General features: G+C 68.6%; 22 protein-coding genes. 17 read left to right on the top strand and 5 right to left on the bottom strand.

Going from position 1 to position 23,409, the window contains the following annotated elements; all coding sequences use genetic code 11:
- Positions 1-26: 26 nt before the first annotated feature.
- From QQK43_RS10305 to QQK43_RS10270, 8 genes are all read left to right on the top strand, one after another.
- The gene (locus tag QQK43_RS10305; protein WP_284307686.1) at positions 27-1,043 is read left to right on the top strand and encodes a TauD/TfdA family dioxygenase; all 1,017 of its coding nucleotides are present in this window, start codon (positions 27-29) and stop codon (positions 1,041-1,043) included.
- 29 nt (positions 1,044-1,072) lie between these two features.
- Positions 1,073-2,488, top strand: coding sequence for an MmgE/PrpD family protein (locus QQK43_RS10300; protein ID WP_284307685.1), 1,416 nt, complete (start codon positions 1,073-1,075; stop codon positions 2,486-2,488).
- Positions 2,485-3,252: a class II aldolase/adducin family protein gene (locus tag QQK43_RS10295; protein WP_284307684.1), complete on the top strand. Its 768-nt coding sequence runs from the start codon at positions 2,485-2,487 to the stop codon at positions 3,250-3,252. Before QQK43_RS10300 ends, QQK43_RS10295 begins: the two co-directional genes overlap by 4 nt.
- Complete coding sequence (locus tag QQK43_RS10290) at positions 3,249-4,253, top strand: 2-dehydropantoate 2-reductase (protein WP_284307683.1); 1,005 nt, start codon at positions 3,249-3,251, stop codon at positions 4,251-4,253. Before QQK43_RS10295 ends, QQK43_RS10290 begins: the two co-directional genes overlap by 4 nt.
- Positions 4,254-4,325: 72 nt before the next feature.
- Entirely contained in the window at positions 4,326-5,165 is an 840-nt protein-coding gene (locus QQK43_RS10285; protein ID WP_284307682.1) for a porin, read from the top strand.
- A gap of 106 nt (positions 5,166-5,271) precedes the next feature.
- Positions 5,272-5,721: an HIT family protein gene (locus QQK43_RS10280; protein ID WP_284307681.1), complete on the top strand. Its 450-nt coding sequence runs from the start codon at positions 5,272-5,274 to the stop codon at positions 5,719-5,721.
- 41 nt (positions 5,722-5,762) lie between these two features.
- The gene (locus tag QQK43_RS10275) at positions 5,763-5,990 is read left to right on the top strand and encodes a GNAT family N-acetyltransferase (RefSeq protein ID WP_326491048.1); all 228 of its coding nucleotides are present in this window, start codon (positions 5,763-5,765) and stop codon (positions 5,988-5,990) included.
- Positions 5,991-6,066: 76 nt separating this feature from the next.
- A complete protein-coding gene (locus QQK43_RS10270) occupies positions 6,067-7,347 on the top strand; it encodes an amidohydrolase family protein (RefSeq protein ID WP_284307680.1) in 1,281 nt (426 codons plus the stop codon).
- Here the strand turns inward: QQK43_RS10270 and QQK43_RS10265 are convergent.
- From QQK43_RS10265 to QQK43_RS10250, 4 genes are all read right to left on the bottom strand, one after another.
- The gene (locus QQK43_RS10265) at positions 7,328-8,176 is read right to left on the bottom strand and encodes an alpha/beta fold hydrolase (RefSeq protein ID WP_284307679.1); all 849 of its coding nucleotides are present in this window, start codon (positions 8,174-8,176) and stop codon (positions 7,328-7,330) included. The genes QQK43_RS10270 and QQK43_RS10265 overlap by 20 nt on opposite strands.
- Positions 8,176-9,549 carry an MFS transporter gene (locus QQK43_RS10260; protein WP_284307678.1) on the bottom strand — a complete coding sequence of 458 codons (1,374 nt, stop codon included), beginning with the start codon at positions 9,547-9,549 and terminating at the stop codon, positions 8,176-8,178. Before QQK43_RS10260 ends, QQK43_RS10265 begins: the two co-directional genes overlap by 1 nt.
- A 70-nt stretch (positions 9,550-9,619) precedes the next feature.
- Entirely contained in the window at positions 9,620-10,219 is a 600-nt protein-coding gene (locus tag QQK43_RS10255; protein WP_234263763.1) for a TetR/AcrR family transcriptional regulator, read from the bottom strand.
- A 68-nt stretch (positions 10,220-10,287) separates the two neighbouring features.
- Positions 10,288-11,661: an ABC transporter substrate-binding protein gene (locus QQK43_RS10250; protein ID WP_284307677.1), complete on the bottom strand. Its 1,374-nt coding sequence runs from the start codon at positions 11,659-11,661 to the stop codon at positions 10,288-10,290.
- A gap of 90 nt (positions 11,662-11,751) precedes the next feature.
- Here QQK43_RS10250 and QQK43_RS10245 point away from each other — a divergent pair, with 90 nt between their 5' ends.
- Together QQK43_RS10245 and QQK43_RS10240 are read left to right on the top strand one after the other, a co-directional pair.
- Positions 11,752-13,005, top strand: coding sequence for an ABC transporter substrate-binding protein (locus tag QQK43_RS10245; RefSeq protein WP_234263760.1), 1,254 nt, complete (start codon positions 11,752-11,754; stop codon positions 13,003-13,005).
- Positions 13,002-14,507 (top strand): ATP-binding protein, encoded by a 1,506-nt coding sequence (locus QQK43_RS10240; RefSeq protein ID WP_234263759.1) that lies wholly within the window; start codon positions 13,002-13,004, stop codon positions 14,505-14,507. The genes QQK43_RS10245 and QQK43_RS10240 overlap by 4 nt, the downstream gene beginning before the upstream one ends.
- Here the strand turns inward: QQK43_RS10240 and QQK43_RS10235 are convergent.
- On the bottom strand, positions 14,479-15,426 hold the full coding sequence (locus QQK43_RS10235; protein ID WP_284307676.1) for a ketopantoate reductase family protein: 948 nt from the start codon (positions 15,424-15,426) through the stop codon (positions 14,479-14,481). The two genes, QQK43_RS10240 and QQK43_RS10235, sit on opposite strands and share 29 nt — an antisense overlap.
- A gap of 217 nt (positions 15,427-15,643) precedes the next feature.
- Between QQK43_RS10235 and QQK43_RS10230 the strand changes: the two genes are divergently transcribed.
- The 7 genes from QQK43_RS10230 to QQK43_RS10200 all read left to right on the top strand — a co-directional run bounded on the left by QQK43_RS10230 (position 15,644) and on the right by QQK43_RS10200 (position 23,402).
- Positions 15,644-16,534 carry a transporter substrate-binding domain-containing protein gene (locus tag QQK43_RS10230; RefSeq protein WP_234263757.1) on the top strand — a complete coding sequence of 297 codons (891 nt, stop codon included), beginning with the start codon at positions 15,644-15,646 and terminating at the stop codon, positions 16,532-16,534.
- 59 nt (positions 16,535-16,593) lie between these two features.
- The gene (locus tag QQK43_RS10225) at positions 16,594-17,493 is read left to right on the top strand and encodes an amino acid ABC transporter substrate-binding protein (protein ID WP_284307675.1); all 900 of its coding nucleotides are present in this window, start codon (positions 16,594-16,596) and stop codon (positions 17,491-17,493) included.
- Between the two features lie 262 nt (positions 17,494-17,755).
- Positions 17,756-18,496, top strand: coding sequence for an amino acid ABC transporter permease (locus QQK43_RS10220; protein ID WP_284307674.1), 741 nt, complete (start codon positions 17,756-17,758; stop codon positions 18,494-18,496).
- Positions 18,497-18,646: 150 nt separating this feature from the next.
- Positions 18,647-19,312, top strand: a complete 666-nt coding sequence (locus QQK43_RS10215; protein WP_234263754.1) for an amino acid ABC transporter permease — start codon at positions 18,647-18,649, stop codon at positions 19,310-19,312.
- A gap of 12 nt (positions 19,313-19,324) precedes the next feature.
- Positions 19,325-20,059 (top strand): amino acid ABC transporter ATP-binding protein, encoded by a 735-nt coding sequence (locus tag QQK43_RS10210; protein ID WP_284307673.1) that lies wholly within the window; start codon positions 19,325-19,327, stop codon positions 20,057-20,059.
- A gap of 89 nt (positions 20,060-20,148) precedes the next feature.
- A complete protein-coding gene (locus QQK43_RS10205) occupies positions 20,149-22,038 on the top strand; it encodes a sensor histidine kinase (protein WP_284307672.1) in 1,890 nt (629 codons plus the stop codon).
- On the top strand, positions 22,035-23,402 hold the full coding sequence (locus QQK43_RS10200) for a sigma-54-dependent transcriptional regulator (RefSeq protein ID WP_284307671.1): 1,368 nt from the start codon (positions 22,035-22,037) through the stop codon (positions 23,400-23,402). Before QQK43_RS10205 ends, QQK43_RS10200 begins: the two co-directional genes overlap by 4 nt.
- Positions 23,403-23,409: the final 7 nt, after the last annotated feature.

Raw genomic sequence — 23,409 nt, 5'->3', positions numbered from 1 at the left:
CCTCTCTCTGAAGCAAGGGCCATTGCATGACCAAGACCATTCTCCGCAGCATCGTCCAGGACGCCACCGCCTGGAAGGGCGCCGACGTGCGCAACGACAGCTCCTGGATCTACCAATTCACCGCCGCCGAACTCGACGAGCTCGACGCCGCCTTTCGTCGGGTCCGGGCCGAAGGCCTGAGCTGGGGCGAGTTTGGCCAGGAGGCGTTCGAGCTGCCGCTGCTCGGCGTCAAGCTCAAGCAGATCGATTACCAGATCCGCAATGGCCGTGGTTTCGTGCTGCTCAAGGGCTTTCCCGTCGAGCGCTACTCGCTCGACGAGATCAAGACCCTCTACTGGGGCCTGGGCACGCACATGGGGCAGGTGATCTCCCACAACGTCGCGGGCGATTTCGTGGCGGCGGTGACCGATCTGGCGCTGGACTCCAAGGACCCCAACCGCCGCAACAACACCACCAACCAGTTGCTGGACCCGCACACCGACCTGGCCGACGTGGTGTCGCTGCTGTGCGTGGAGAAGGCGAAGGAGGGTGGCATGAGCAGCCTGGTCAGCACCGTCGCCATCCACAACGAAATCCTGCAGCACCACCCCGAATACCTGGAGGTGCTGTACGAGGGCTTCTACCACGACTACCGCGGCTATGGCCCGAGCGCCGATCCCAACGAGGTCACGGCCACGCCGATCCCGGTCTTCGAATACAACAACGGCCGGGTGAACTGCGCCTTTGCCCGCAAGATCATCGAGACTGGCGCCCAGAAGCGGGGCGTGCCGCTGACGCCGCTGCAGCAGGCGGCGATCGACTACGTGCACGAGCTCGGCACCCGCGAGGACATGCGGGTGGACATGATGCTGGAGCCCGGCGACATCCAGATCATCAACAACTACATCACGCTGCACTCACGCAGCAACTACTTCGACCACGAAGACGGTCGCAAACGCTACCTGCTGCGCATGTGGATCAACCTCGAGGACAGCTTCCAGCTCTCGCCGGACTTCGCTGCCTTCGTGCGCCGGGGTATCCCGGCCATCAAGCAGACAGCCTGAGCCTCGCCCCTTTGCCACCGGACACCCGCATGACCCCTGTTGCTTCCGACACCCCCGACATCGCCGTCACCCGGACCCTGGCCTGCTTCGCCGCCGGCCTGCGCTTCGAGGACCTCCCGACCGACGTCGTCGAGCGTTGCAAGCTGCTCTTCATGGACCTGAGCGGCATCATCATCCGATCGCAGGCGCTCGATTCCACCCTGGTGCTGAAAGCGGCGCTGCGCGACCTCGACCTGGACGGAGGTCGAACCCTGGTGCAGGGCAGCGCCGAGCGCTGGCGACCGCAGGCGGCCGCGCTGCTCGCGGGCGCCGCTGCGCACAGCCTGGATTTCGACGATACCCATGCGCCGGCCCAGCTGCACCCGGGTGCGCCGGTCATCGCGGCGGCCCTCGCTGCGGCGCAGATGGTCGATGCCGATACCCGGGCGCTGCTCACCGCCATCGTGGCCGGCTATGAGGTCATGATCCGGGTGGCTCTCGGCCTGCCGGTGCTCAAGCATGGCGAACGGGGTTTCCACCCCAGCGCCACGGTGGGCGTGTTCGGGGCCACTGCGGCGGCTGGTCATCTGCTCGGCCTCGATCCGTTGCAGATGGAGCACGCCTTCGGCACTGCGCTCAGCGAATCGGCCGGCACGGGGCAGTTCGTGGTGAACGGTGCCTGGACCAAGCGGTTTCACGTGGGCAATGCCGCCGCTGGTGGCGTGCTGGCGGCATCCCTGGCGCGCCGGGGCTACACCGGAGCGACACAGGCCTTCGAAGGACGGGAAGGTTTCTTCAAGCTCTATTCGCCCGAACCGCAGCCCGAAAAGGCCGTGCAGGGGCTGGGAACCGACTGGGAAATCCTGCGCTCGGGCCTCAAGCCCTACCCCTGCTGCCGCGGCATCCATGCCCCGCTGGACGCGGTCATGGCGCTGCACGCCCGTCACGACATCCGCATCGACCAGATCGAATCGGTGCGTGTCGGCCTGGCCCGGCGCAGCGTGTTCGTGGTGGGCGAACCCCAGGCGCGGCGGCGCGAGCCACAGAACGTCGTCGACTGCCAGTTCTCCACCCACCTGTGCCTGTCCATCGCGCTCAAGCACCGGCGCATGGGCTGGGACGACTACGAAGCCGCGCTTGCCGATCCGGATATCCGTGCGCTGATGCAGCGCATCGACGTGTACGAGGACGCCGAATGCGAGGCGAATTTCCCGACCGCCTTCTCCGGTGTGGTGGAGATTCGCGGCGCCGACGGGCAGATGTGGCGCGAGTTCGTCTACCAGCCGCGCGGCGAACCCGAGACCATGCTGACCCCCACCGAGCTGCGGGCCAAGTTCAGCCTGTTGGTGCGCGACGCGCTGGGCGATCAGGGTGAGTCCGCACTGTTCAGCGCGATCCAGGCCATGGAGCAGGGTCGGCCCGTGAGTTCCCTGTTCATTCCACCTGTTGCCATCAAAACGCCATGAACCCCGCCATGACCGCCGAAGAGCACGCGTTGCGCAACGAGCTTGCCGCTTGCTACCGCATCTTTCACCTGCTCGGCTGGACCGAGCTGATCTACAACCACATCACGGTGCGCCTTCCCGGTCCTGAGAAGCACTTCCTGATCAACCCGTTCGGCCTGCACTACAGCGAGGTCACGGCGTCCAACCTGGTGCGCGTGGATCTCTCAGGCCGCATCGTGGAGCCGTCCCGCTGGCCGGTGAATCCGGCCGGCTTCACCCTCCACGCGGCGATTCACCAGGGCATTGCTGAAGCGCATTGCGTGATGCACACGCACACCACGGCAGGCTGTGCTGTCGCCGGCAGTCGCCAGGGGCTGACGATGGACAACTTCTACGCCGCGCAGCTCCATGACCGGGTGGCTTACCACGACTTCGAGGGCATCACGGTGCACGCGGAGGAGGGGCCTCGGGTGGTTCGCTCCATCGGTGACCGCCAGGCCGTGGTGCTGCGCAATCACGGCCTGCTGACCTGGGGCAGCAACCTTGCGCAGGCGTTTGCCTACCTGTGGACTTTGCAGCGCGCGTGCGAAATCCAGGTGGCGGGCGCTGCGCTTGGGCCGACGCTGCCCATTTCCGAAGTCATACAGATCAAGGCCAGCGCCGACGCACTGCAGTTCGACCCGGCGCATGGCGCGGGCCGCGACGTGTTCGCTGCGCTGATGCGGCAGGTCGACCGCATCGATCCGTCCTACCGCGATCTCGACCCTGCGCAGGACCGGGCATGACGACGCTGTGCATTTACGGGCTCGGCGCCGTCGGCGGCCTGCTGGCCGCCCGGCTGGCGCGCTCGGGCGTGGTGGTGAACGCCGTGGCGCGCGGTGCCACGCTGTCGGCCGTCCGTGCGCACGGCCTGGTCTTGCGCGAGACCGTGCAAGGGCAGCCCGTCACCTCGCACCATGCCATCCGTGTCACGGACCGTCCCGCCGACCTGGGCGTGCAGGACATCGTGGTGGTGGCCGTGAAGACCACCGGGCTGGCCGACGTGGCGGCCGCCATCGCACCGCTGATGGGCGCGCGCACCACCGTGCTCTCGGCCATGAATGGCGTGCCCTGGTGGTTCTTCCACGGCATGGCCCCGGCGCTGGCGTCCCTGACGCTGGCGAGCGTCGACCGGGGAGGCGCGATTTCGCGCGCCATTCCACCCGAACGGGTGATCGGCTGCGTGACGCACTTGTCCGCCACCTCGCCAGCGGCGGGTGTGGTGCAGCACGTTGCGGGCCAACGCCTCATCGTGGGTGAGTCCGGCGGCGGCGCCGACTCTGCGCGCAGCCAGCACCTGATCCGGCTGCTGCGCAGCGGCGGCTTTGATGTGGAACCCGCCGAATCCATCCAGCGCGAGATCTGGTTCAAGCTGTGGGGCAACATGACGGTGAACCCGGTCTCGGCGCTCACCGGCGCCACCGGCGATCGCATCCTCGATGACGACTTTGTGCGGGCCTTCATGTCGCGCTGCATGAGCGAGGCGGCGGCGATTGGCGAGCGCATCGGTCTGCCCATTGACGCCGATCCTGAGCAGCGGCACGCCATGACCCGCCAGCTGGGTGCTTTCCGCACCTCCATGTTGCAGGATGCCGAATCCGGCAAACCCCTGGAACTCGACGCGCTGGTAGCGGTTGTCGTGGAGATCGCGCAACAGCTTCAGATCGCCACACCCGAGATCAACACGCTGCTCGGACTGGCGCGCCTGAAAGCCCGCATGAGCGGGCTCTATCCGGACGCTACTTGACACCTTCCGGTGGCGCCGTCGTTTTCCACCACCCATTCCTGAACTGGAGACAAACCAATAAAAAGATCCGCAGTGGCCCTTGCTGCGGCCGTTGCGCCGCTGGGCGTTGCCTGGGCGCAATCGAACGTCACGGTATTCGGCCTGCTGGACGTCAATCTTCGCCGCATTGAGGTCGGCCAGGCCTCGAGAACGGAGGTGCATCACAGCATTGTGGTGGGCAGCCGGCTGGGCTTTCGAGGCACCGAGGACCTCGGCGGCGGCTTGACTGCGGGCTTCTGGCTGGAAACGGCGTTCAGCCCCGACACGGGGACCACACCGCCGCGTGTTTTTCACAGCCGCTCCACACCGGGCCTCAAGGGCTCCGGGGGTGAGTTGCGCGTGGGGCCCGACCTCACCGCCAGCTTCCAGGGCTTTGTCTATTACGACCCGTTTGCCGTCAACGATGCAGGATCGGTACAGAACGTGTTCGGCGGCAGCGGCTACGCGCTGGGCAGTGGTGCCACCACGTCAAGCCGAACCGACCATGCCATCTCCTACTTTCTGCCGGCCGATCTGGGTGGCTTCAACGGTCAGGTGATGTACGCGCCAAGCGAAGGCATGCCGGGAAAAAGGTACGTCGGCGCGCGGCTGGGCTATGCCCGAGGGCCACGTGGCGTGCCGGTGGGCACCCATGGCACGCTGTGCGCTTCCTCTGTGCCCAAAGACGCCTCTGGCGCCAGCACCGACGGCAACGATGCCCCGGCAGTTCGCGCTGGGGTATCTGCACCGCTTGTCCAAGCGACCATGCTCTATGGCGCCTACTCGCAGATACACAACAAGGGCGCTTCCAACGCCACTGTGGGCTCCACCCAGCCAGGTGTGGCCAGGCAGGACTCGCGCGGCCTCGAACTGGGGCTGGTGCGTGCCTTCTGACGGCTGATCGGGCATAGGGCAGGGCGCCGAACAAAGAGGCCCGGCACCCCTGGGGAATGGCAGAGCGTGTACGCTTGATCGAACCTTGCCAACAGGAAGCTCCTCCATGCCCCAGTTCGTTGACACTTCGCCACCCGGCCAGTGCATTTTCTGCCGCCTGGTGGCCGGTGAAATTCCCGCTGCTCGCGTGTACGAAGACGCGCTCACCATCGCCTTCATGGACCTCGGTCAGGTCAACCCCGGCCACGTGCTGGTGGCCACGCGCCGCCACGCGGCCAACCTGCTGGAGATCACGCCCGAAGAAGCCGCCGCCGTGATGCAGACCGCGCAGCGGGTGGCGCAGGCGGTGAAGGCGGTGTTCGATCCGCCGGGCCTGACCCTGCTGCAGGCCAACGGCCGCGAGGGCGACCAGACCGTGTTCCATTTCCATCTGCATGTGGTGCCCCGCCACGAGGACGACGGCATTGCGCTGAGCTGGCCGCGCAAGGACCCGCCGGCCAGCGTGTTGCAGGACCATGCGGCGCGCTTGCGGGGCGCGCTGCCCGGCGCGGTGTGAGCGGCGGGCGTTCTCGCCAGGCACCGGCCGGGTGGTCGTCGGTGGCGCCGGATTGGCTGCGCGGCGAGCGCGTGCGGCTGCGTGCTTGGCGCGAGGAGGACCTGCCCGCTTTCGCTGCGCTGAATGCCGATGCGCGGGCCATGGCCCATTTCCCCGCGCCGCTGGATCGCGAGGCCAGCGATGCACTGGCGCGGCGTTGCCAGTCCCTCATCGATCAGCAGGGCTGGGGGTTCTGGGCCGTTGAACGCGGAGCCGCCCTGCTGCCTTGACCACGCGGGCGCGTTTCCTGCATGAAGGTCCGTTGCCCATCACCGAAACCACCCACGAAACCGCACCGGAACCACCATGCTCGACCTGCTCATCACCCAGGCTTCCCTGCCCGACGGCCGCACCGGCATGTCGGTGGCCGTGCGGGACGGCCGCATCGTCGACGTCGCCCCCGCGCTGGAGGCCCCGGCCCGCGAGACGGTTGACGCCGCCGGCCAGTTGCTGACGCCGCCGTTCTGCGATCCGCATTTCCACATGGACGCCACGCTGAGCTACGGCCTGCCGCGCGTGAACGCCAGCGGCACGCTGCTCGAAGGCATCGCGCTCTGGGGCGAGCTGAAGCCACTGCTGACCGAAGAGGCCCTGGTCGAGCGCGCGCTGGCCTACTGCGACTGGGCCGTGGCCAAGGGCCTGCTGGCCATTCGCAGCCATGTGGACACCAGCGACCCGAGCCTGCTGCCGGTGCGCGCGATGCTCGAAGTGAAACGGCGCGTTGCGCCCTACCTGGAACTGCAACTGGTGGCTTTTCCTCAGGACGGCGTGCTGCGCAGCCCCGGCGGGATGGAGAACCTGATCCGTGCACTCGACCTCGGTGTGGACGTGGTCGGTGGCATCCCGCACTTCGAGCGCACCATGGCCGACGGCGCCGCCAGCGTGAAGCTGCTGTGCGAACTGGCGGCGCAGCGCGGGCTGCGCGTCGACATGCACTGCGACGAGAGCGACGACCCGCTGAGCCGCCACATCGAAACCCTGGCCTGCGAGACGCAGCGCCTGGGCCTGCAGGGCCGCGTCAACGGCTCGCACCTGACTTCCATGCACAGCATGGACAACTACTACGTGAGCAAGCTGATCCCGCTGATCGCCGAGGCGGGCGTGAGCGCGGTGGCCAACCCGCTGATCAACATCACCCTGCAGGGGCGGCACGACACGTACCCCAAGCGCCGTGGCATGACGCGCGTGCCCGAACTCATGGCCGCCGGTGTGACGGTGGCCTTCGGCCACGACTGTGTGATGGACCCCTGGTACAGCCTGGGCAGCGGCGACATGCTGGAGGTGGCGCACATGGGCCTGCACGTGGCCCAGATGACCAGCCAGGCCGGCATGCGCCAGTGCTTCGACGCGGTGACGGTGAACGCCGCGCAGGTGATGGGGCTCGGCGGTTACGGCATCGAGACCGGCAGGGACGCCAGCTTCGTGCTGCTGCAGGCGCGGAACCCGGTGGAGGCGGTCCGCCTGCGCGCCACGCGGCTGAAGGTCTGGCGCCGGGGGGCGCTGCTGGCGCAAAGCGCCCCGGCCCAGGCGGTGCTGTCGGTGCCGGGGCGGCCGGCGAGCACGGCCTTCATGCCGCCGCAGCGCTGAGGGCCGCTGGCGGGGGGGATTCGGCGGCGAATCGCCGGATGGTCTGCAGCACGCCCGGGTCGTCCAGCAGGCGGAAATGGCCCAGCCCTTCCAGCGGGTGCCAGCGCGCGCCGCGCCAACGCTGTGCCACGGCGTGCAGGCCAGCGGCCGGCACCACGGTGTCGTCGGCCGAATGCATCAGCAAAGCCGGTGCGCTCAGCGCCTCGGCCTGCCGCGCCATGTCGATGCGGTCCGGGTGTTCGCCAGTGACTTCGTGCAGGCGCGCCAGCAGGGCCTCGGTCTGCGCGGCATCGAGGCCGCGTTGCCGTGCCGCGAGGCGGACGAACTGGCCGTAGTGGGTGGGGGCGGCGAGCAGCACCACCCGCTGGACAGCCAGGCCCTGCGCCAGCGCGTGCACCAGACTGGCGCCGCCGTAGGAGTGGCCGATGGCCAGCGCGAACGGCCCGGCGAGCCGGCCGATCTCGCGCAAGGCGTTGGCCGCCTGCGGGATGGCCAGGTGCTGGCCACCGGAATGGCCGTGGCCGGGCAGGTCGGGCGCCCAGACCGAAAAGCCGGCCGCGATCAGGGCGTCGCCCAGGGGCATCAGGTCGGCGGCCTGGCTCTGCCAGCCGTGCACCAGCAGGACCGCTGGGCCCTCACCACGGCGATGCAGGGTCACCGGCACGCGGGGGCCGTCGGGCCAACCGGCCGGGGCCTCGATGTCGAAGGTGGTGCTCACGGTGCCGGTGGGCCAGGCGCGGGGTGGGCTGGGCTTGACGCGAAGGACCTGCTGCGCGGCCTGCAGGACCGGGTCGGTCGGGGCGGACTGGGGTGGGGACAGGTTGGTCATCAACGGGCAGGGCGGGTGTTGACCGGTAGGCACAACACGGCCGCCAGCAGGGACAGGGCGGCGTAGCTGTGGCTCAGCTTCTGATAGTCGGCCAGGGTGAAAACGGCTCCCCCGAGCATCACCACCGTTAGAGCCACGCCGAGCACGCTGCCGAACTGGCGCACCGCCTGGTTGACGGCGCTGCCGACGCCGAAGTGGGTCGGCCCCAGGCTGGCCACGGCGGCGCCCGCCAGCGAGGGCATGGCCAGACCGACACCGATGCCGGTCATGAGCTGGCTCGGTAGCCAGTGCGTGAGGTAGGCGGGGGTCAGGCCGGGCACATGGGCTTGCCACAGGCCGCCGGCGGCCACCAGCAGGCAGCCGGCGATCAGCACCGGCCGGTGCCCGGCACGCGCGGCGATGCGCCCGGCCAGCAGGGCTGTGGGCACCACCATCAACGGGCCCGGTGTCATGGCCAGGCCGGCGCGCGGCAGGCTGTAGTGCCAGATCCCGGTCATGAAGAAAAAGAAGCCGAAGAACATCATGGCGAAGGCGGTGCCGAAGGCCAGCGTGGCCAGGTTGACCGCGCGGTAGGTGGGGTGGGCGAACAGGCGCAGGTCCACCGCGGGCGCGGGGTGGCGGCGGGCCCAGGCCACGAACAGCGCCAGCACGGCCAGGCCGGCCAGCAGGGCCACCAGCACCGGCGGCTGGTACCAGGCGTGCGATTCCAGGTGCAGTACCCCGCCCGTGAGCGCACCCACGGCAGCGATCAGCAGCAGCACGCCCACCGCGTCGACGCGCCGTGGCGCGGCCGGCGCCGCATCGGGGGCGAGTCTTGATCGGGCGCGCCACAGCGACCACAGTGCCGGTGGCAGGTTGATGAAGAACGCCCAGCGCCAGCCCAGGCTGTCGACCAGCCACGACCCCAGGCTGGGGCCGACGGCGGCGGCCAGCCCGCTCACCGCGCCCCAGAGGCTCACGGCCACGGCCCGCTTTTCCACCGGGAAGGCGGCCAGCACGATGGACAGGGAAGCGGGCGTCAGCAGCGCAGCACCGGCGGCCTGCACGGCCCGCGTCGCCACCAGTGCCCCCACCCCGGGCGCCAGACCGCAGGCCAGCGAGGCCAGCAGGAACAGGCCCAGGCCGAGCAGGAACATGCGCCGCCGGCCGTGCGTGTCGGCCAGCCGGCCGGCGGGCACCAGCAGCGCGGCGTAGACCACGGTGTAGGCGTTGATCACCCAGGACAGGTCGGTGGTCGCGGCGGTTGCGAAACTCTGCCGCAGGGCCGGAAACGCGGCGAACAGCACGGTGGCGTCGAGCGAGACCAGGAACACCGCCACGCTGGCGGTGAAGAAGACGGGCCAGGGTGATGGGGTGGGTGAAGAGGTTTGCATATCTACCTACCAAAAGGTAGTTTAAAAGGGCAAAAAAACGCACAGGCAGGCCTGTGCGGGCGAGGAGGGGTCAGGCGCGGGGAAGGCGGTCGATCAGCGGGGCAACCGCCGCATCGAAGACTTTCGGGTCGCTCTGGACGCGGGCGTGCATCAGGGCACCCTGGCAGACCGCGCTGACGTGGGTGGCCCATTGCCGGGCGGCGTCCGGGCCGCTGCTCCCCGACGGGGCCGGCAGATCGAGCCGCTGGAACACCCCGGTCAGCCAGTCGGTCTGGGTGCGCCAGAGCGCCTGCACGGCACTTTGCAGCGAAGGCTCCAGGCAACTCCATTCGCCGGCGGTGGCCCCCACCGGACAGACCCGGGTGCCGGCACCGATCTGGTCGCGGAACAGGCGGATGTAGGCCAGCACCTGGCGCGCAGCGGGTTCGCTGGTGACGCCGGCCTGCCAGCGTTCGAAGCGTTGTCGGGCTTCGTCCACCAGGCTCACGCCGAGCGCTTCTTTGGACGGAAAGTGGTGGTAAAGGCTGGCCTTGCGGATGCCGACCTGGTCGGCCAGCGCCTGGAAGTTCAGGCCCAGGTAGGAGCGTGTGAGCAGCAGTTCGCGCGCCAGCCGCAGGATGAGTTGGCGGGTGTCGGTCTGCGTGTGGCGGGAGACGGTGGCGGCAGGCATTTGCCTACTATAAGGTAGGCAAATGCGGCTGGCAAGCGCTTCGGTGATGGCCCGGTCTGGCGTGCGCCTCACGGCGCGGTGGCGCGATCGTTGCCCGGGCGGCGTGGCGGGCGCTCCTGCGCCCGTTGCTGGTCCAGGCGCCGCTGCAGGCGCGCAGCCGCCTGCGCTGGCGAGAGGTGGTGGTCCATCACCATCGCGCCCGCGTTCCAGAAGGCCTCTTCCATCCCGCTGTCGTCGCCATTGATCTGGTCGGCGTTGAGCCGGATGGTGGTCTGGCACTGCTGGCGCCACTGGCGCATGCGTTCGGCCAGCGGATCCCGGATGGTGACCGGGTGCTTCGACAGGGGATAGAAACCGATGGCCGCGTTGGCATAGAGCTGGCTGAAGGCGGGCGACGCCAGCCAGTCCAGAAAGACCCGGGCGGCCTGCACGTTCGGGCTGGCCGGATTGATGCCGATGCCCAGATCCATGTGGTCGGTGACCTGGCAGGGAGTGCCGGCCTGCACGGCCGGCGGCGGGAACGCGTCCAGATCCAGCCAGCGGTAGCGGCGCAGGGCCTGGATTTCCCACGAGCCTCCCGGGCGCATGCCGGCTGCGCCGCGGCCGAAGATGTCCATGGCTTCTTCGTAGCCCAGCGTCATGTAGTCGGGCGGCATGTAGTCCGTGAGGCGCTCCATCAGGGCCCAGGTGTCGACGAAGGGCGGATCGGTCAGCCGGGCCTTGCCGGCCAGCAGGCGCTGGCGGCCCGCCTCGCCCTCCCAGCGGCTGGGGCCCAGGGTGGTGAACAGCAGCTGGTGGGCTTCCCAGCGGTCGGCGGTGCCGAAGGCCAACGGGGTCAGTCCGGGGATGTCCCGCAGGCGTGCCATCGCGTCCAGCCATGTGGCCTCGTCGCGCGGCGGGGTCAGGCGCAGATGCCGGAACAGCGCGCGGTTGTAGAAGATGCCGTGTGTCACCGACGCCACGGGCAGGCAGTAGGTGTGGCGGCCATCTTCGGTCTGCCAGGCGCGCAGGGCGTTGGCCGGAAACTGGTTCAGGGCGGGCAGGCCATCGAGCGCGACCAGATGGCCTTGCCGGAACAGGCGCTGGGCCGCGTCGAAGGGCCGGCAACTGATGAGGTCGCCCGCCATGCGCCGCTCAAGCCGGGTGGTCAGGGCTTGGTCGTAGAGCACGCGCACGGTGGGCGCAAAGCGGACCCGGATGCCGGGGTGCCCCTGTTCGAACGCGGGCAGCAGGGTTTTGTCCCACAGCACCTGGTCTTCCGGGCGCCAGCTTTCCAGGATCAGCGTCTGGGCCGTTGCCGTTGCCGTTGCCGCTGTTGCGCAAGTTCCCAGCAGGACCACGGCGATCCAGCGGTACAGTGCGGTGACGGCGCGGTTCAGGGCACGGTGAACCCGACGCCGCACGGGGATCAGGCTGCAAATGGCGAAGGCAGAAACAGGCATCCTGGTCATCGAAAAAAAGAAACAGACATATGGGATGCGATCCGTCGTTGGGGTTGAAAGCTTATGGACAGATGGCGCCGGCAACGGCGGTTGACGTGCAAGTATCTGGCAGTGGCGCTGTCCGGTCTGGCAGACCCTGCCAGATCGGCACTGCGCGCGGCCGACAGTGGGCCGCTGGAGGTGCTGCACTGGTGGACGTCGTCGAGTGAGCGGCTGGCGCTGGACGCGCTGGAATCGGTCGCCAATCACGACCACAAGGTCTGGCGCAATGCGGCCGTGCCCGGCGGCGCGCGGCCTTCGGCCGCCACGGTGCTGCGCACACGCTTGCTGTCGGGCGACCCCCCCGATCTGGCCCATGTGCCGGCGGGCCATCTGCGCCAGCTGGGGGAGGGTGATTTCCTGGCCGAACTGGCGCAGGACGGTGCGGCGGCGCCGGCCTGGCTGGGTGGTTTGCTGCCGCAGGCCCTGGACGCGGTGCGGGTCGGTGGCCGGGTGATGGGCATTCCGCTGGGCGTGCACCGGCTCAACACCCTGGTCTGCCACAAGGGCCACTGGGACCGGCTCGGCCTGCCGCAGCCCACCAGTTGGGACGCGTTGCAGGAGGCGGCCCGGGCGCTCGACCGCGAGGGCATCGCGCCGCTGGTGTGGAGCGATCAGGGCTGGCAACTGCTGCACCTGTTTGAAAATCTGTTGCTGTCGGAGCTGGGGGCGCAGGGGTTCGAGGCCCTGTCCGGCCCCGGGGGCTGGGAGCAGCCGGGGGTGGCGGCCGCGCTGGAACGCCTGCGCCGGCTGCGCGGGCTGGTGCCGGTGGCGCAACGCCGCATGACCGGGTGGGCTCAGGCCGGGCGCGAATTTCTTCTCGGGCGGGCGGGGCTGTGGTTCATGCCCGACTGGAGCCGGGGCGAACTGGCCGCGTGGGGGCTGCGTGAAGGGCGCGACTACGTGGTGACCGAAGTACCGGGCACCGAAGACCTGTTTCTGTTCCAGGTGGACAGCCTGGCCGCGTTCGACACCCCGCCCGAACGCAAGGCCGAGGTGCAGGCGCTCGCGCAGGTGCTGCTGTCGCCGGCCGTGCAAGTGGCCTACAACAGCGCCAAGGGGTCGGTGCCGGTGCTGCGCGCGCTGACGGCCTATTCGTCCGATCCGGCGCACCGCCAGCACTGGATGGCGCTTTCAGAGCCGGGGCTGCGCATGGTGGCTGGGCTCGCGCACCGCATCGGTTTCCATGGCCTGCGCAGTGATCTGATGGCTCAGCTCCTGAGGGATTACGTGGGGCAGCCAGCGCTGAGTGCGCGCACCGTCTGGCGCCAGATGGCCCAACTCAACCGATGGGGGCTGGCGTGAGCGAGGCGAGCGCACCGTTCGACGGCGGGCGCCTGGCGCGCTGGGGCCATCGGCTGCTGCCGGCCTCGCTGCGCAACCGGATCATCCTGTTCATGCTGCTGGGCGCGCTGGCGAGCCAGGGGCTGGTGCTCGGGATCTGGACCCACCAGCTGCGCGATCAGGCCCGCCTGCAGGTGCTGCAGACGGCGGGCTTGCTGACGCCCGCGGTGGTGCAGGCTTCGCGTTTCATGAAGGCGCTGCCCGTGCAGTACCGGCCCTTGCTCGTCGACCAGTTGCGCACCACGGGCGGATCGCGGTTCCTCATGCAGTTCAACCGGACCTTGCTGCCGCAACCCGGCGCCGCAAGCGGCGAACTGCCCGGGATGATGGTGGGCCTGGTCGAAGAAGAGCTGGGCCGCGAGCTGGCGCGGGAAGGGCTTTCGGGCGCGCGGGTGCACCTGGTGCCCAGCGACCGCCTGATCGTGGGCGACGACCGCACCACGCTGGCCGATCTGCCGCAGCGCTGGGTCGAGGCGTCGGGGCTGCCCCGCCACGAGAGCCAGCCGGTGCTGGTGGTGCAGACCAGTCTGGAGCCGGGCAACTGGCTGCTGCTCGCATCGGCGTTGCCCAATCCCGGCCTGTTTCTGCAGGCCAATCCCTACGCGCCCGACCGGCTGCTGCTGATGTTTGCGGGGCTGCTGTCGGTGTTGCTGGTCATGGTCGTGGTGGCGCGCGGGGTCACGCGCTCACTGGCGCGCCTGGACCAGGCCGCTTCGGCGTTCGCGCGCGATCTCACGGTCGACCACATTCCCGAGAGGGGGCCGCTGGAAGTGCGCCGGCTGGCCCATTCCTTCAACGAAATGCAGGCCCAGATCCAGCGCAACATCGGCGACCGCGAAACCCTGTTCCGCAGCGTGTCGCACGATCTGAAGACACCCATCATGCGGCTGGGTTTCCGCACCGAGCTGCTGGACGACCCGGAGCTGCGGGCCGGCTTCAAGAGCGATCTGCAGGAGATCGGGACCATGCTGCAGGGCGCCCTGACCACGATGCAGGGGGCCGAGCTGCCCGAGGCGACCGTCGCGGTGCCGCTGGACGCTTTGCTGCGCTCGCTCACCGAGGCTGCGACCGGCGCCGGTGCGCCGCTGCGCCTGCAGACGCTGCCGCTCACCGTGCCGGGCAAACCGCTGGCGCTCAAGCGGGCGCTGGGCAACCTGATCGACAACGCCCTGCGTTATGGCCACAGCGTGGAGGTGGACATGGCCGAAGAAGCGGGTTTTGCGGTCATCCGCATCCGGGACCACGGCCCCGGTCTGCCGGAGGCGGCGCTGGAACGCATATTCGACCCGTATCTGCGCCTGGAGCACGGCCGGCAGGCCAACAGCCAGGGCAACGGCCTGGGGTTGTGGATCGCGCGCAATGCCGTGCGCCGCCACGGCGGCGACATCGTGCTGAGCAACCACCCGGACGGGGGGCTGCTGGCGCGGGTGACCCTCAGGCTGGAAGCGCGGGGGGCGGGCTGATCGCCGCGTGGCGTTCCGCCAGCTTGACCAGGGTCCAGAGCGTGCGGTTGGCCGGCGTGGGCACTCCCAGCGCGTCGCCGCGCTGCACGACGTAACCGTTGAGGTGATCGATCTCGCTGGGCTTGCCGCGCATCAGGTCCTGCGCGGTCGACGAATACTGGCCCGGCATGGTCTCGGCGATGCGTCGCACCGCCAGATTCACATCGCCGGGCACCACCACGCCGTCGGCGTCGGCGACGGCCAGGCACTCGGCCACCACATCGCGCATCACCGCCGTCGCACCCGGCTGCTGCACCAGTTCGCCGTAGACGATGCGGCCCAGGGCCGACATCGCGTTGTAGGCGCAGTTGAGGATCAGCTTGGCCCACAGGGCCCCGCGCACGTTGTCGCTGACCTCGGCCGACACGCCGGCGGCGATCAGCGCACGGGCCACGGCCTCGCTGCGGTGAGCGGGTTCGATCACCAGTTCCCCGCGCCCGTGGTGGCGCAGGTGGCCGGGCCCCGCCATTTCCGTAGCCACATAGACCACCGCAGCGGCCACTTCGTGGTCCGGCAGCACGGTGCGCAAACGGTCGGCGTTGTCCACACCGTTCTGCAGGCACAGCACCAGGGCGCCCGGCGCCAGGTGCGGGCGGATCTGGGCGCCAGCGGTTTCGGTGTCGGGCGACTTCACGCAGAACAGCACCACATCGGCGCCCGCCACGGCGGCGGCTTCGGTGCTGGCCGCCATCGCGACGGCCTCGTCGAACTGCCGGGTGTCCATGCGCAGGCCATGGGCCCGGACGGCCTGGACGTGGGCGGCACGGCCGATGAGGGTGACCGCATGGCCGGCGCGCGCCAGCATGCCGCCGTAGAAGCAGCCGACAGCGCCTGCCCCCATGACGGCGATCCGCAGGGAAGGGGAAGAGGGAGGGTTCATGCGGCCCATTCTAGGAGGGCATGGCTTTCCGGATGGCATGGACGGAATTCCGTCGAAAGGGTTTTGGGAGGCGACGGAAAACCGGCCGCCAGCCCGGCCCAAAGTGGTGTTTGGTGCACCGGGGAAGGGAAAAGCTGCACCAGCGGCAGGAAAAGCACAGGGTTTGCCCGGAGTGGCACACGGCTTGCACTGAGGGCGTCCAAAGTCAGCCCTTTTCATGCGTTTCATCCCCTTCTGTCTGATGTCCGTGGCGTGCGCTCTGGTGGCGCATGCGGAGCCGCCGCCGCCCGGCACGCTGCACAAGATTTCGCAGACCGCCACCATCAGCCTGGGGCACCGCGAGTCGTCGGTGCCTTTTTCCTATTACGACGACCGCCGGCAGGTGGTGGGCTATTCGCACGAGCTGATGCTGCGGGTGGTCGACGACATCCGGGCCGAGCTGCGGCTGCCGGCACTGGCCGTGAAGCTGGTGCCCGTGACCTCGCAGAACCGCATCCCGTTGTTGCAGAACGGATCGGTCGACCTGGAATGCGGCTCCACCACCCACAACCTGGCCCGCGCCAGCCGGGTCGGCTTTTCGGTGTCGATCTTCGTGACCAGTTCGCGCCTGATCACCCGGCGCAGCTCGGGCATTGAACGCCTGGAAGACCTGCGCGGGCGCCGCGTCATGGTCACCGGCGGCACGACCAGCGAACGCCAGTTGCTGCTGCTGATCGAGGCCACGGGCCTGCGCACCGAAATCCTGCGCGCGCGCGACCACGGTGAGGCCTTTGCCATGGTGCAGGCCGGCCGCGCCGATGCGTTCCTGATGGACGAAGCCATGCTCTATGGCCTGCGCGCCAAAGCCGACCGCCCCGATGACTGGGTGGTGGTCGGGCAACCGATGGCGACCGAGGTCTACGGCTGCATGCTGCGCAAGGACGACGCGGATTTCAAGGCCGTCGTGGACCGCAGCCTCACCCGCGTGATGCAGTCGGGCGAGGCCCTGAAGATGTACCGCCGCTGGTTCCAGAGCCCCATCCCGCCCAGGGGCCTGAACCTCGATCTGCCGCCACCGGATGCGCTGCTGGAGCTGTTCCGCGCGCCCAACGATGTTCCTCTGGGATGAGCGCGCCTTCTGCGGCGCGCAAGTCCTTCTTTCCCAACCCACCACATGAAGGTGCCCTTATGAAAAAAGCATTGTTTGTAGCCGCGGCTGTTCTGGCCAGCTCGACGGTCATGGCCCAGGCCAACGACACCCTGAAGAAGATCAAGGACTCGGGCGCCGTGACGATGGGGGTGCGCGAAAGCTCCGGCGCGCTGTCCTACACGCTGGGTGACGGCAAGTACGTGGGCTACCACGTGGAGCTGTGCCAGCGCGTGCTGGCCGACGTGCAGAAACAGCTCGGCCTGACCAAGCTGGACATCAAGTACCAGCCCGTGACGTCGCAGAACCGCATCCCGCTGGTGCAGAACGGCACCGTCGACATCGAGTGCGGTTCGACCACCAACAACGCCACCCGCCAGAAGGACGTGGCCTTTGCCGTGACCACCTTCGTGGAAGAGGTGCGCATTGCCGTCAAGGCCAACTCCGGCATCACCAGCATTGCCCAACTGGCCGGCAAGACCATCGCCACCACCACCGGCACCACCTCCGTGCAGACCCTGCGCAAGCACGAACGTGCCAACGGTGTGGACTTCAAGGAGGTCTTCGGCAAGGACCACGCCGACAGCTTCCTGCTGCTCGAAAGCGGTCGTGCCGACGCCTTCGTGATGGACGGCGCCATCCTGGCCGGCAACATCGCCAAGGCCAAGAACCCGGCCGACTTCAAGATCGTGGGTGAGGTGCTGTCGGTGGAGCCGATCGCCATCATGATCCGCAAGGACGACCCGGCGTTCAAGAAGGCCGTGGACGACAGCCTCAAGGCGGTGATGAAGTCGGGCGAGATCGCCTCGATCTGGAACAAGTGGTTCGAGCAGCCGATTCCGCCGGCCAACACCAAGGTCGGCATGCCCGTCAACGACGCCACCAAGGCGGCCTGGACCAACCCCAACGACAAGCCGATGGAAGACTACGCGAAGAAGTGATGCCCCCACGCTCCGCCGCTGCGCGGGTCGCTGTCCCCGAGGGGGCTGGGCCTGCCTTGGGGCGGCCCGGCGGCTGGCCCGCTCCCCCGCTGTGCGGGCGCTGGCGTGCAGGCACCGTCATTCCCGCGCAGGCGGGAATCCGGCCATGTCACGCGGCCTCCACGCTGCGCGGGGTGTGGCATCGGGCTTGCGTGCAGGCTTTGGGGCTGTCGGCCTTTGGCGCCGATTTCGTTTGTTCTTCTGTTGACTTTGGGGAATCGCCATGAGTTCATGGGATTGGCAGGTGTTCTGCAAGGACACCATTGACGGTGAGGTCCGCCCGCGCTGCTTCGGCGACGGCGGCGACATCACCTACCTGGACTGGATGCTCTCGGCCTGGGGCTGGACCCTGTCCGTGGCGCTGCTGGCGCTGGTGGTGGCGCTGGCGGTCGGCGCGGTGATGGGCATCTTCCGCACCACGCCCAACAAATGGTTGGTGGCCCTTGGCAATGCCTGGACCGAGCTGTTCCGCAACATCCCTCTGCTGGTCCAGGTGTTTCTCTGGTACCACGTGGTGCCGGCGCTGGTGCCGCCGCTCAAGGACGTGCCCAGCTTCATCCTGGTGGTGATCGCCCTGGGTTTCTTCACGTCGGCGCGGGTTGCCGAGCAGGTGCGGGCGGGCATCCAGAGCCTGCCGAAGGGCCAGCGTTATGCGGGGCTGGCCATGGGGCTGACGCTGCCGCAGACCTACCGCTACGTGCTGCTGCCGATGGCGTTCCGCATCGTCATCCCGCCGCTGACCAGCGAGAGCATGAACATCGTCAAAAACTCGTCGGTGGCCTTCGCGGTGTCGATCGCCGAACTCACCATGTTCGCGATGCAGGCGCAGGAAGAGACCTCGCGCGGCATCGAAATCTACCTGGCCGTAACCGGGCTGTACTTTGTCTCGGCGTTTGTCATCAACCGCATTGCGCTGTTCATCGAGCACCGCGTGCAGGTGCCCGGCATGATCGGAGGGCATTGACATGAAGCACCCCCTGCGCCGCTTCGCGGCTTCCTCCTCTCTCGCCCGCGGCGGGAAGGGAACGGCATCTGTGGCCGGGCAAAACCCGTTCCACGGTGCCTCTGGCCATGGGCGTCCCATCGCTGTGGGCCTGCCTGCTGGAGAACCGCGATGAATCTCGACTTTGCTTTTTTTGACTGGTCGGTGTTTTCGAGCTTCGTGCTCAAGGGCCTGGTCTTTTCGGTGCAACTGACCCTGGTGGCCATGATCGGCGGCATCGCGCTGGGCACGGTGCTCGCGCTGATGCGCCTGTCGGGCAAGAAGTGGTTGGTGCTGCCGGCGGCAGCCTACGTCAACACGCTGCGCTCCGTCCCGCTGGTGATGGTGATTCTGTGGTTCTTCCTGCTGATCCCGATGCTCATCGGCAAGCCCATGGGGGCGGAGCTGTCGGCCATCATCACCTTCACGGTGTTCGAAGCGGCTTACTACTCCGAGATCATGCGCGCCGGCATCCAGAGCGTGCCCAGGGGACAGGTCCACGCGGGCTACGCGGTGGGCATGACCTACGGCCAGACCATGCAGCTGATCGTGCTGCCGCAGGCCTTCCGCAACATGCTGCCGGTGCTGATGACCCAGACCATCATCCTGTTCCAGGACACCTCGCTGGTGTACGCCATCGGCGCCTACGACCTGCTCAAGGGCTTCGAGGTGGCGGGCAAGAACTTCAACCGCCCGGTCGAAACCTACCTCATCGCCGCCGCCGTCTATTTCATCATCTGCTTCTCGCTGTCGATGCTGGTGCGCCGCCTGCAGAAGAAGATCGCCATCATCCGCTGAGGAGCCATTCCCATGATCGATATCCAGAACGTTTCCAAGTGGTATGGCAGCTTCCAGGTGCTGACCGACTGCACCACCGCCATCCAGAAGGGGGAGGTGGTGGTGGTCTGCGGCCCCTCGGGGTCGGGCAAGTCCACACTGATCAAGACCGTCAATGCCTTGGAGCCCTTCCAGAAGGGCGACATCGTCGTGGACGGCACCAGCATCGCCAACCCCAAGACCAACCTGCCCAAGCTGCGCAGCCGCGTGGGCATGGTGTTCCAGCACTTCGAGCTGTTCCCGCACCTGTCGGTGACCGAGAACCTGACGCTGGCGCAGATCAAGGTGCTGGGCCGCAACGCCGACGAGGCCAAGACCCGCGGCCTGAAGATGCTCGACCGCGTGGGCCTGATGGCGCACAAGGACAAGTTCCCGGGCCAGCTCTCGGGCGGTCAGCAGCAGCGCGTGGCCATCGCCCGCGCGCTGAGCATGGACCCGATCGTCATGCTGTTCGACGAGCCGACCTCGGCGCTGGACCCGGAGATGGTGGGCGAGGTGCTGGACGTGATGGTGCAACTGGCCCACGAGGGCATGACCATGATGTGCGTGACGCACGAGATGGGCTTTGCGCGCAAGGTGAGCCACCGCGTGATCTTCATGGACGCGGGCAAGATCATCGAAGACTGCCCCAAGGACGAGTTTTTCGGCAATCCCGACGCCCGTTCGCCCCGGGCGAAGGACTTTTTGTCGAAAATCCTCGCCCATTGAGGCCCTGAAGGGCCGCGTCCCTCCGAGAGGCTGCCATCCGTTCTGCCGCATCCCTGGAAACCGCTGCCCTGGCTCCCGCCCGCCCGCCGGTGCCGGCGCTGCGGCGCGTGCTGCTGGCGCTGGCGGCGATCGCGCTCATCGGCGTGGTGGGGGCCCTGGTCTACGGGCGCAGCTTTGATCGCGGCACCGCCAGCCTGAAGGCGGCCAGCAACGGGCGGCTCGACCTGTTCGCTTCGGTGGTCGAAGGGCGGGTGCGGCGGCTGGAGCCCGTGCCCGCGACCATCCAGCTCAACCCGGTGGTGGTGCGCCTGTTGCAGGACCCCGGGGTGGCCCAGGCCCGCCCGGCCAGCGACTACCTGACCCGCCTGAACGCCCACCTGGGCAGCGAAGCGGTGTTCGTGCTCGACGTGCGCGGGACCGTGCTGGCGTCGAGCAATGCGCGGCTGCCCGACGACAGCAGGCTGGGCGAGGACGTGGCCTTCCGCCCGTATTACCTCGAAGCGCTGGCCGGCCGCGCCACGCGCCATTTCGCCATCGGCACCGGTGGGCGCCCGGGTTACTTCGTCTCGCACCCGATCTACGATGGCTCGCGCGTCATGGGCGTGGCCGTGATCAAGATCGGCCTGGCGGCGCTGGAGCAGACCTGGGGCATGCTCGGCGCACCCGCGCTGGTGGCCGACGCGAACCAGGTCGTCATCCTGTCTTCGCAGGCGCCGTGGCGCTACACCACGATGGTGCCGCTGACGCCCGACCGCCGGGTCGACCTGCACCTCACCCGCATCTACGGCGCTTTGCACCTGCCGCAGTTTCCGTTGCGTGTGCCGCTGTCGGTGGACGAAGAGCGCCAGGAAGCCAAGGGCTTCATCTCGGCCGGCGACATCGCACGCCAGCCCGACCCGGGCCTGCCGCCCAGCCCTGCGGGGTACCTGGTGCTGGGGCGTTCGCTGGACGGCATGGACTGGCGGGTGCTGATCTTCACCAGCCTGGCGTCGGTGCATCAGCAGGCCTTGCTCGACGGGGTGGGCGGGGCGGTGGCGGCCGCTTTCCTGCTGTTGCTGCTGCTGTACGGGTCGCAGCGGCGGCGGATCGAGCGCCAGAAGATCGTCGCCAAACAGCTGCTGGAGAAGATCAACGCCGAGCTGGAGCTGGAAGTCGGTCGGCGCACCCAGGAGCTCACCGACACCAACGTGCAGTTGCGCCGCGAAGTGGCCGAACGCGAACAGACCGAAAAGACCCTGCGCTCGGCGCAAGACGAACTGGTGCACGCCGGCAAGATGGCGGTGCTCGGACAACTGGCCGCCAGCATCACGCACGAGCTGACCCAGCCACTGGGCGCGATCCGCACGCTCTCCGGCAACGCGGCCGAATTCCTGCGGCGCGGCAATGCCGGGCAGGCGCAGGAGAACCTGTCGATCATGTCGCGCCTGGTGGAACAGATGGCGCGCATCATCGAGCCGCTCAAAAGTTTCTCGCGCAAGTCGGTGGCCAGCCCCGAGCCCACCGACCCCGGCCGGGTGGTGGAACAGGCGCTGTTCCTGTTCCAGCTGCGCCTGCGGCAGGACAAGGTGTCGATCGACAACCGCTGCCCGCCCGGCCGCTGGACCGTGTGGTGCGACGCCAACCGGCTGGAGCAGGTGCTGATCAATCTGTTCGGCAACGCGCTCGACGCCATGCGCGAGTCGCCCGAGCGGCGGCTGACCATCGACGCCGCGCCCGACACCGACTGGCTGGTGGTGCACGTGCAGGACAGCGGCAAGGGCCTGAGCGAGACCGACCTGGCGCACCTGTTCCAGCCCTTCTACACCACCAAGGCCAGCGGCGCCGGCCTGGGACTGGGCCTGGTGATCTGTCAGGATATTGCCGCAGAATTCGGGGGCAGCCTCCAGGCCCGCAACGCGGCGGGTGGCGGCGCCGTCTTTTCGCTGACCATCCCGCTGTGGCATCCCGCCGCGCCTGCCCCGACCCCGCCGTCCCCATGAGCCCTTCCCTGACCGTCTACCTGGTGGAAGACGATGCCGCCGTGCAACTCGGTTGCGTGCAGGCCCTGCAGCTGTCCGACATGGCGGTGCAGGCTTTCGGCAGCGCCGAGGAACTGCTGCCGCGCTTGGTGCCCGGCCTGCCCGGCGTGGTCGTGACCGACATGCGCCTGCCCGGTGCCGACGGCCTCGCGGTGATCCGGCAGGCCCACGGGATCGACCCCGATCTGCCGGTCATCATGATCACCGGCCACGGCGACGTGACCCTGGCGGTCGAGGCCATGCGCAGCGGTGCCTACGACTTCATTCCCAAGCCGTTTTCGCCCGAGCAACTTATCGAGGTGGTGCAGCGCGCGCTGGAAAAGCGCCGCCTCACGCTGGAAGTGGCGCACCTGCGCCGGGCGCTGTCGCTGCGCGAAGGGCTCGAAGGGCAGCTCGTGGGCGATTCGCCGGCCATCCGGCGCGTGCGCCAGCTCGTCATGGAGGTGGCCGATTCGCCGGTCGACGTGCTCATCCGTGGCGAAACCGGGACCGGCAAGGAGGTCGTGGCCCGGGCACTGCACGACCATTCGCGGCGCAGCCAGGCGCCCTACGTGGCGCTCAACTGCGGCGGCCTGCCCGACACGCTGCTCGACAGCGAGCTGTTCGGGCACGAACCCGGCGCCTTCACCGGCGCACAGAAGCGGCGCATCGGACGCATCGAACATGCCCATGGGGGCACCCTGTTCCTGGACGAGCTGGAGAGCATGCCGCAGGGCGTGCAGGTCAAGCTGCTGCGCGTCTTGCAGGAGCGCAGCATCGAGCGCCTGGGCTCCAACCAGAGCGTGCCGGTGGACGTGCGCGTGGTGGCGGCGACCAAGGACGACCTGCTTGCCCGCGCGCAGCAGGGCAGCTTCCGGGCCGATCTGGTGTACCGCCTGAACGTGGTCAACATCGAACTGCCGCCGTTGCGCGAACGGCGCGACGACATCCCGATGCTGATGGAGCACTTCATGCTGCTCGCCGCGAGCCGCTACGGCCGCCCCCAGCCCGTGCTGTCGGCGCTGCAGATGCAGCAGCTCATCGCCCGCGAATGGCCGGGCAATGTGCGCGAGCTGCGCAACGTGGCCGATGCGATGGTGCTTGGCGTGGGGCCGCAATGGGTCACGCCGGGCGCGGTGCCGGCGGATGCTTCGGCCGGTGACGACGCTCCCTCGCTGACCGACACGGTCAACCAGTTTGAACGCGGCCTGATCGCCGACGCGCTGGAGCGCCACGGCGGCAACGTGATGCAGACCGCCAAGTCGCTGCGGGTGGCCAAGACCACGCTGGCCGACAAGATCCGCAAACACGGCCTGGGCAAAGGCGAGCTCGGTGCGGACGGCTGAGCGGCCC

It is taken from the genome of Hydrogenophaga electricum (genome assembly GCF_030160815.1).
Classification (GTDB): Bacteria; Pseudomonadota; Gammaproteobacteria; order Burkholderiales; family Burkholderiaceae_C; genus Hydrogenophaga; species Hydrogenophaga electricum.
Note: the sequence above shows the minus strand (reverse complement) of the source record. Positions and strands in the feature narration are given on the sequence as shown.

Coding starts and splice junctions, on each gene's coding strand:
- QQK43_RS10230 (WP_234263757.1), top strand. CDS start 15,644: ATGCGTTTCATCCCCTTCTGTCTGATGTCCGTGGCGTGCGCTCTGGTG.
- QQK43_RS10270 (WP_284307680.1), top strand. CDS start 6,067: ATGCTCGACCTGCTCATCACCCAGGCTTCCCTGCCCGACGGCCGCACC.
- QQK43_RS10210 (WP_284307673.1), top strand. CDS start 19,325: ATGATCGATATCCAGAACGTTTCCAAGTGGTATGGCAGCTTCCAGGTG.
- QQK43_RS10290 (WP_284307683.1), top strand. CDS start 3,249: ATGACGACGCTGTGCATTTACGGGCTCGGCGCCGTCGGCGGCCTGCTG.
- QQK43_RS10225 (WP_284307675.1), top strand. CDS start 16,594: ATGAAAAAAGCATTGTTTGTAGCCGCGGCTGTTCTGGCCAGCTCGACG.
- QQK43_RS10265 (WP_284307679.1), bottom strand. CDS start 8,176: ATGACCAACCTGTCCCCACCCCAGTCCGCCCCGACCGACCCGGTCCTG.
- QQK43_RS10295 (WP_284307684.1), top strand. CDS start 2,485: ATGAACCCCGCCATGACCGCCGAAGAGCACGCGTTGCGCAACGAGCTT.
- QQK43_RS10255 (WP_234263763.1), bottom strand. CDS start 10,219: ATGCCTGCCGCCACCGTCTCCCGCCACACGCAGACCGACACCCGCCAA.
- QQK43_RS10260 (WP_284307678.1), bottom strand. CDS start 9,549: ATGCAAACCTCTTCACCCACCCCATCACCCTGGCCCGTCTTCTTCACC.
- QQK43_RS10280 (WP_284307681.1), top strand. CDS start 5,272: ATGCCCCAGTTCGTTGACACTTCGCCACCCGGCCAGTGCATTTTCTGC.
- QQK43_RS10220 (WP_284307674.1), top strand. CDS start 17,756: ATGAGTTCATGGGATTGGCAGGTGTTCTGCAAGGACACCATTGACGGT.
- QQK43_RS10305 (WP_284307686.1), top strand. CDS start 27: ATGACCAAGACCATTCTCCGCAGCATCGTCCAGGACGCCACCGCCTGG.
- QQK43_RS10300 (WP_284307685.1), top strand. CDS start 1,073: ATGACCCCTGTTGCTTCCGACACCCCCGACATCGCCGTCACCCGGACC.
- QQK43_RS10250 (WP_284307677.1), bottom strand. CDS start 11,661: ATGCCTGTTTCTGCCTTCGCCATTTGCAGCCTGATCCCCGTGCGGCGT.
- QQK43_RS10200 (WP_284307671.1), top strand. CDS start 22,035: ATGAGCCCTTCCCTGACCGTCTACCTGGTGGAAGACGATGCCGCCGTG.
- QQK43_RS10235 (WP_284307676.1), bottom strand. CDS start 15,426: ATGAACCCTCCCTCTTCCCCTTCCCTGCGGATCGCCGTCATGGGGGCA.
- QQK43_RS10215 (WP_234263754.1), top strand. CDS start 18,647: ATGAATCTCGACTTTGCTTTTTTTGACTGGTCGGTGTTTTCGAGCTTC.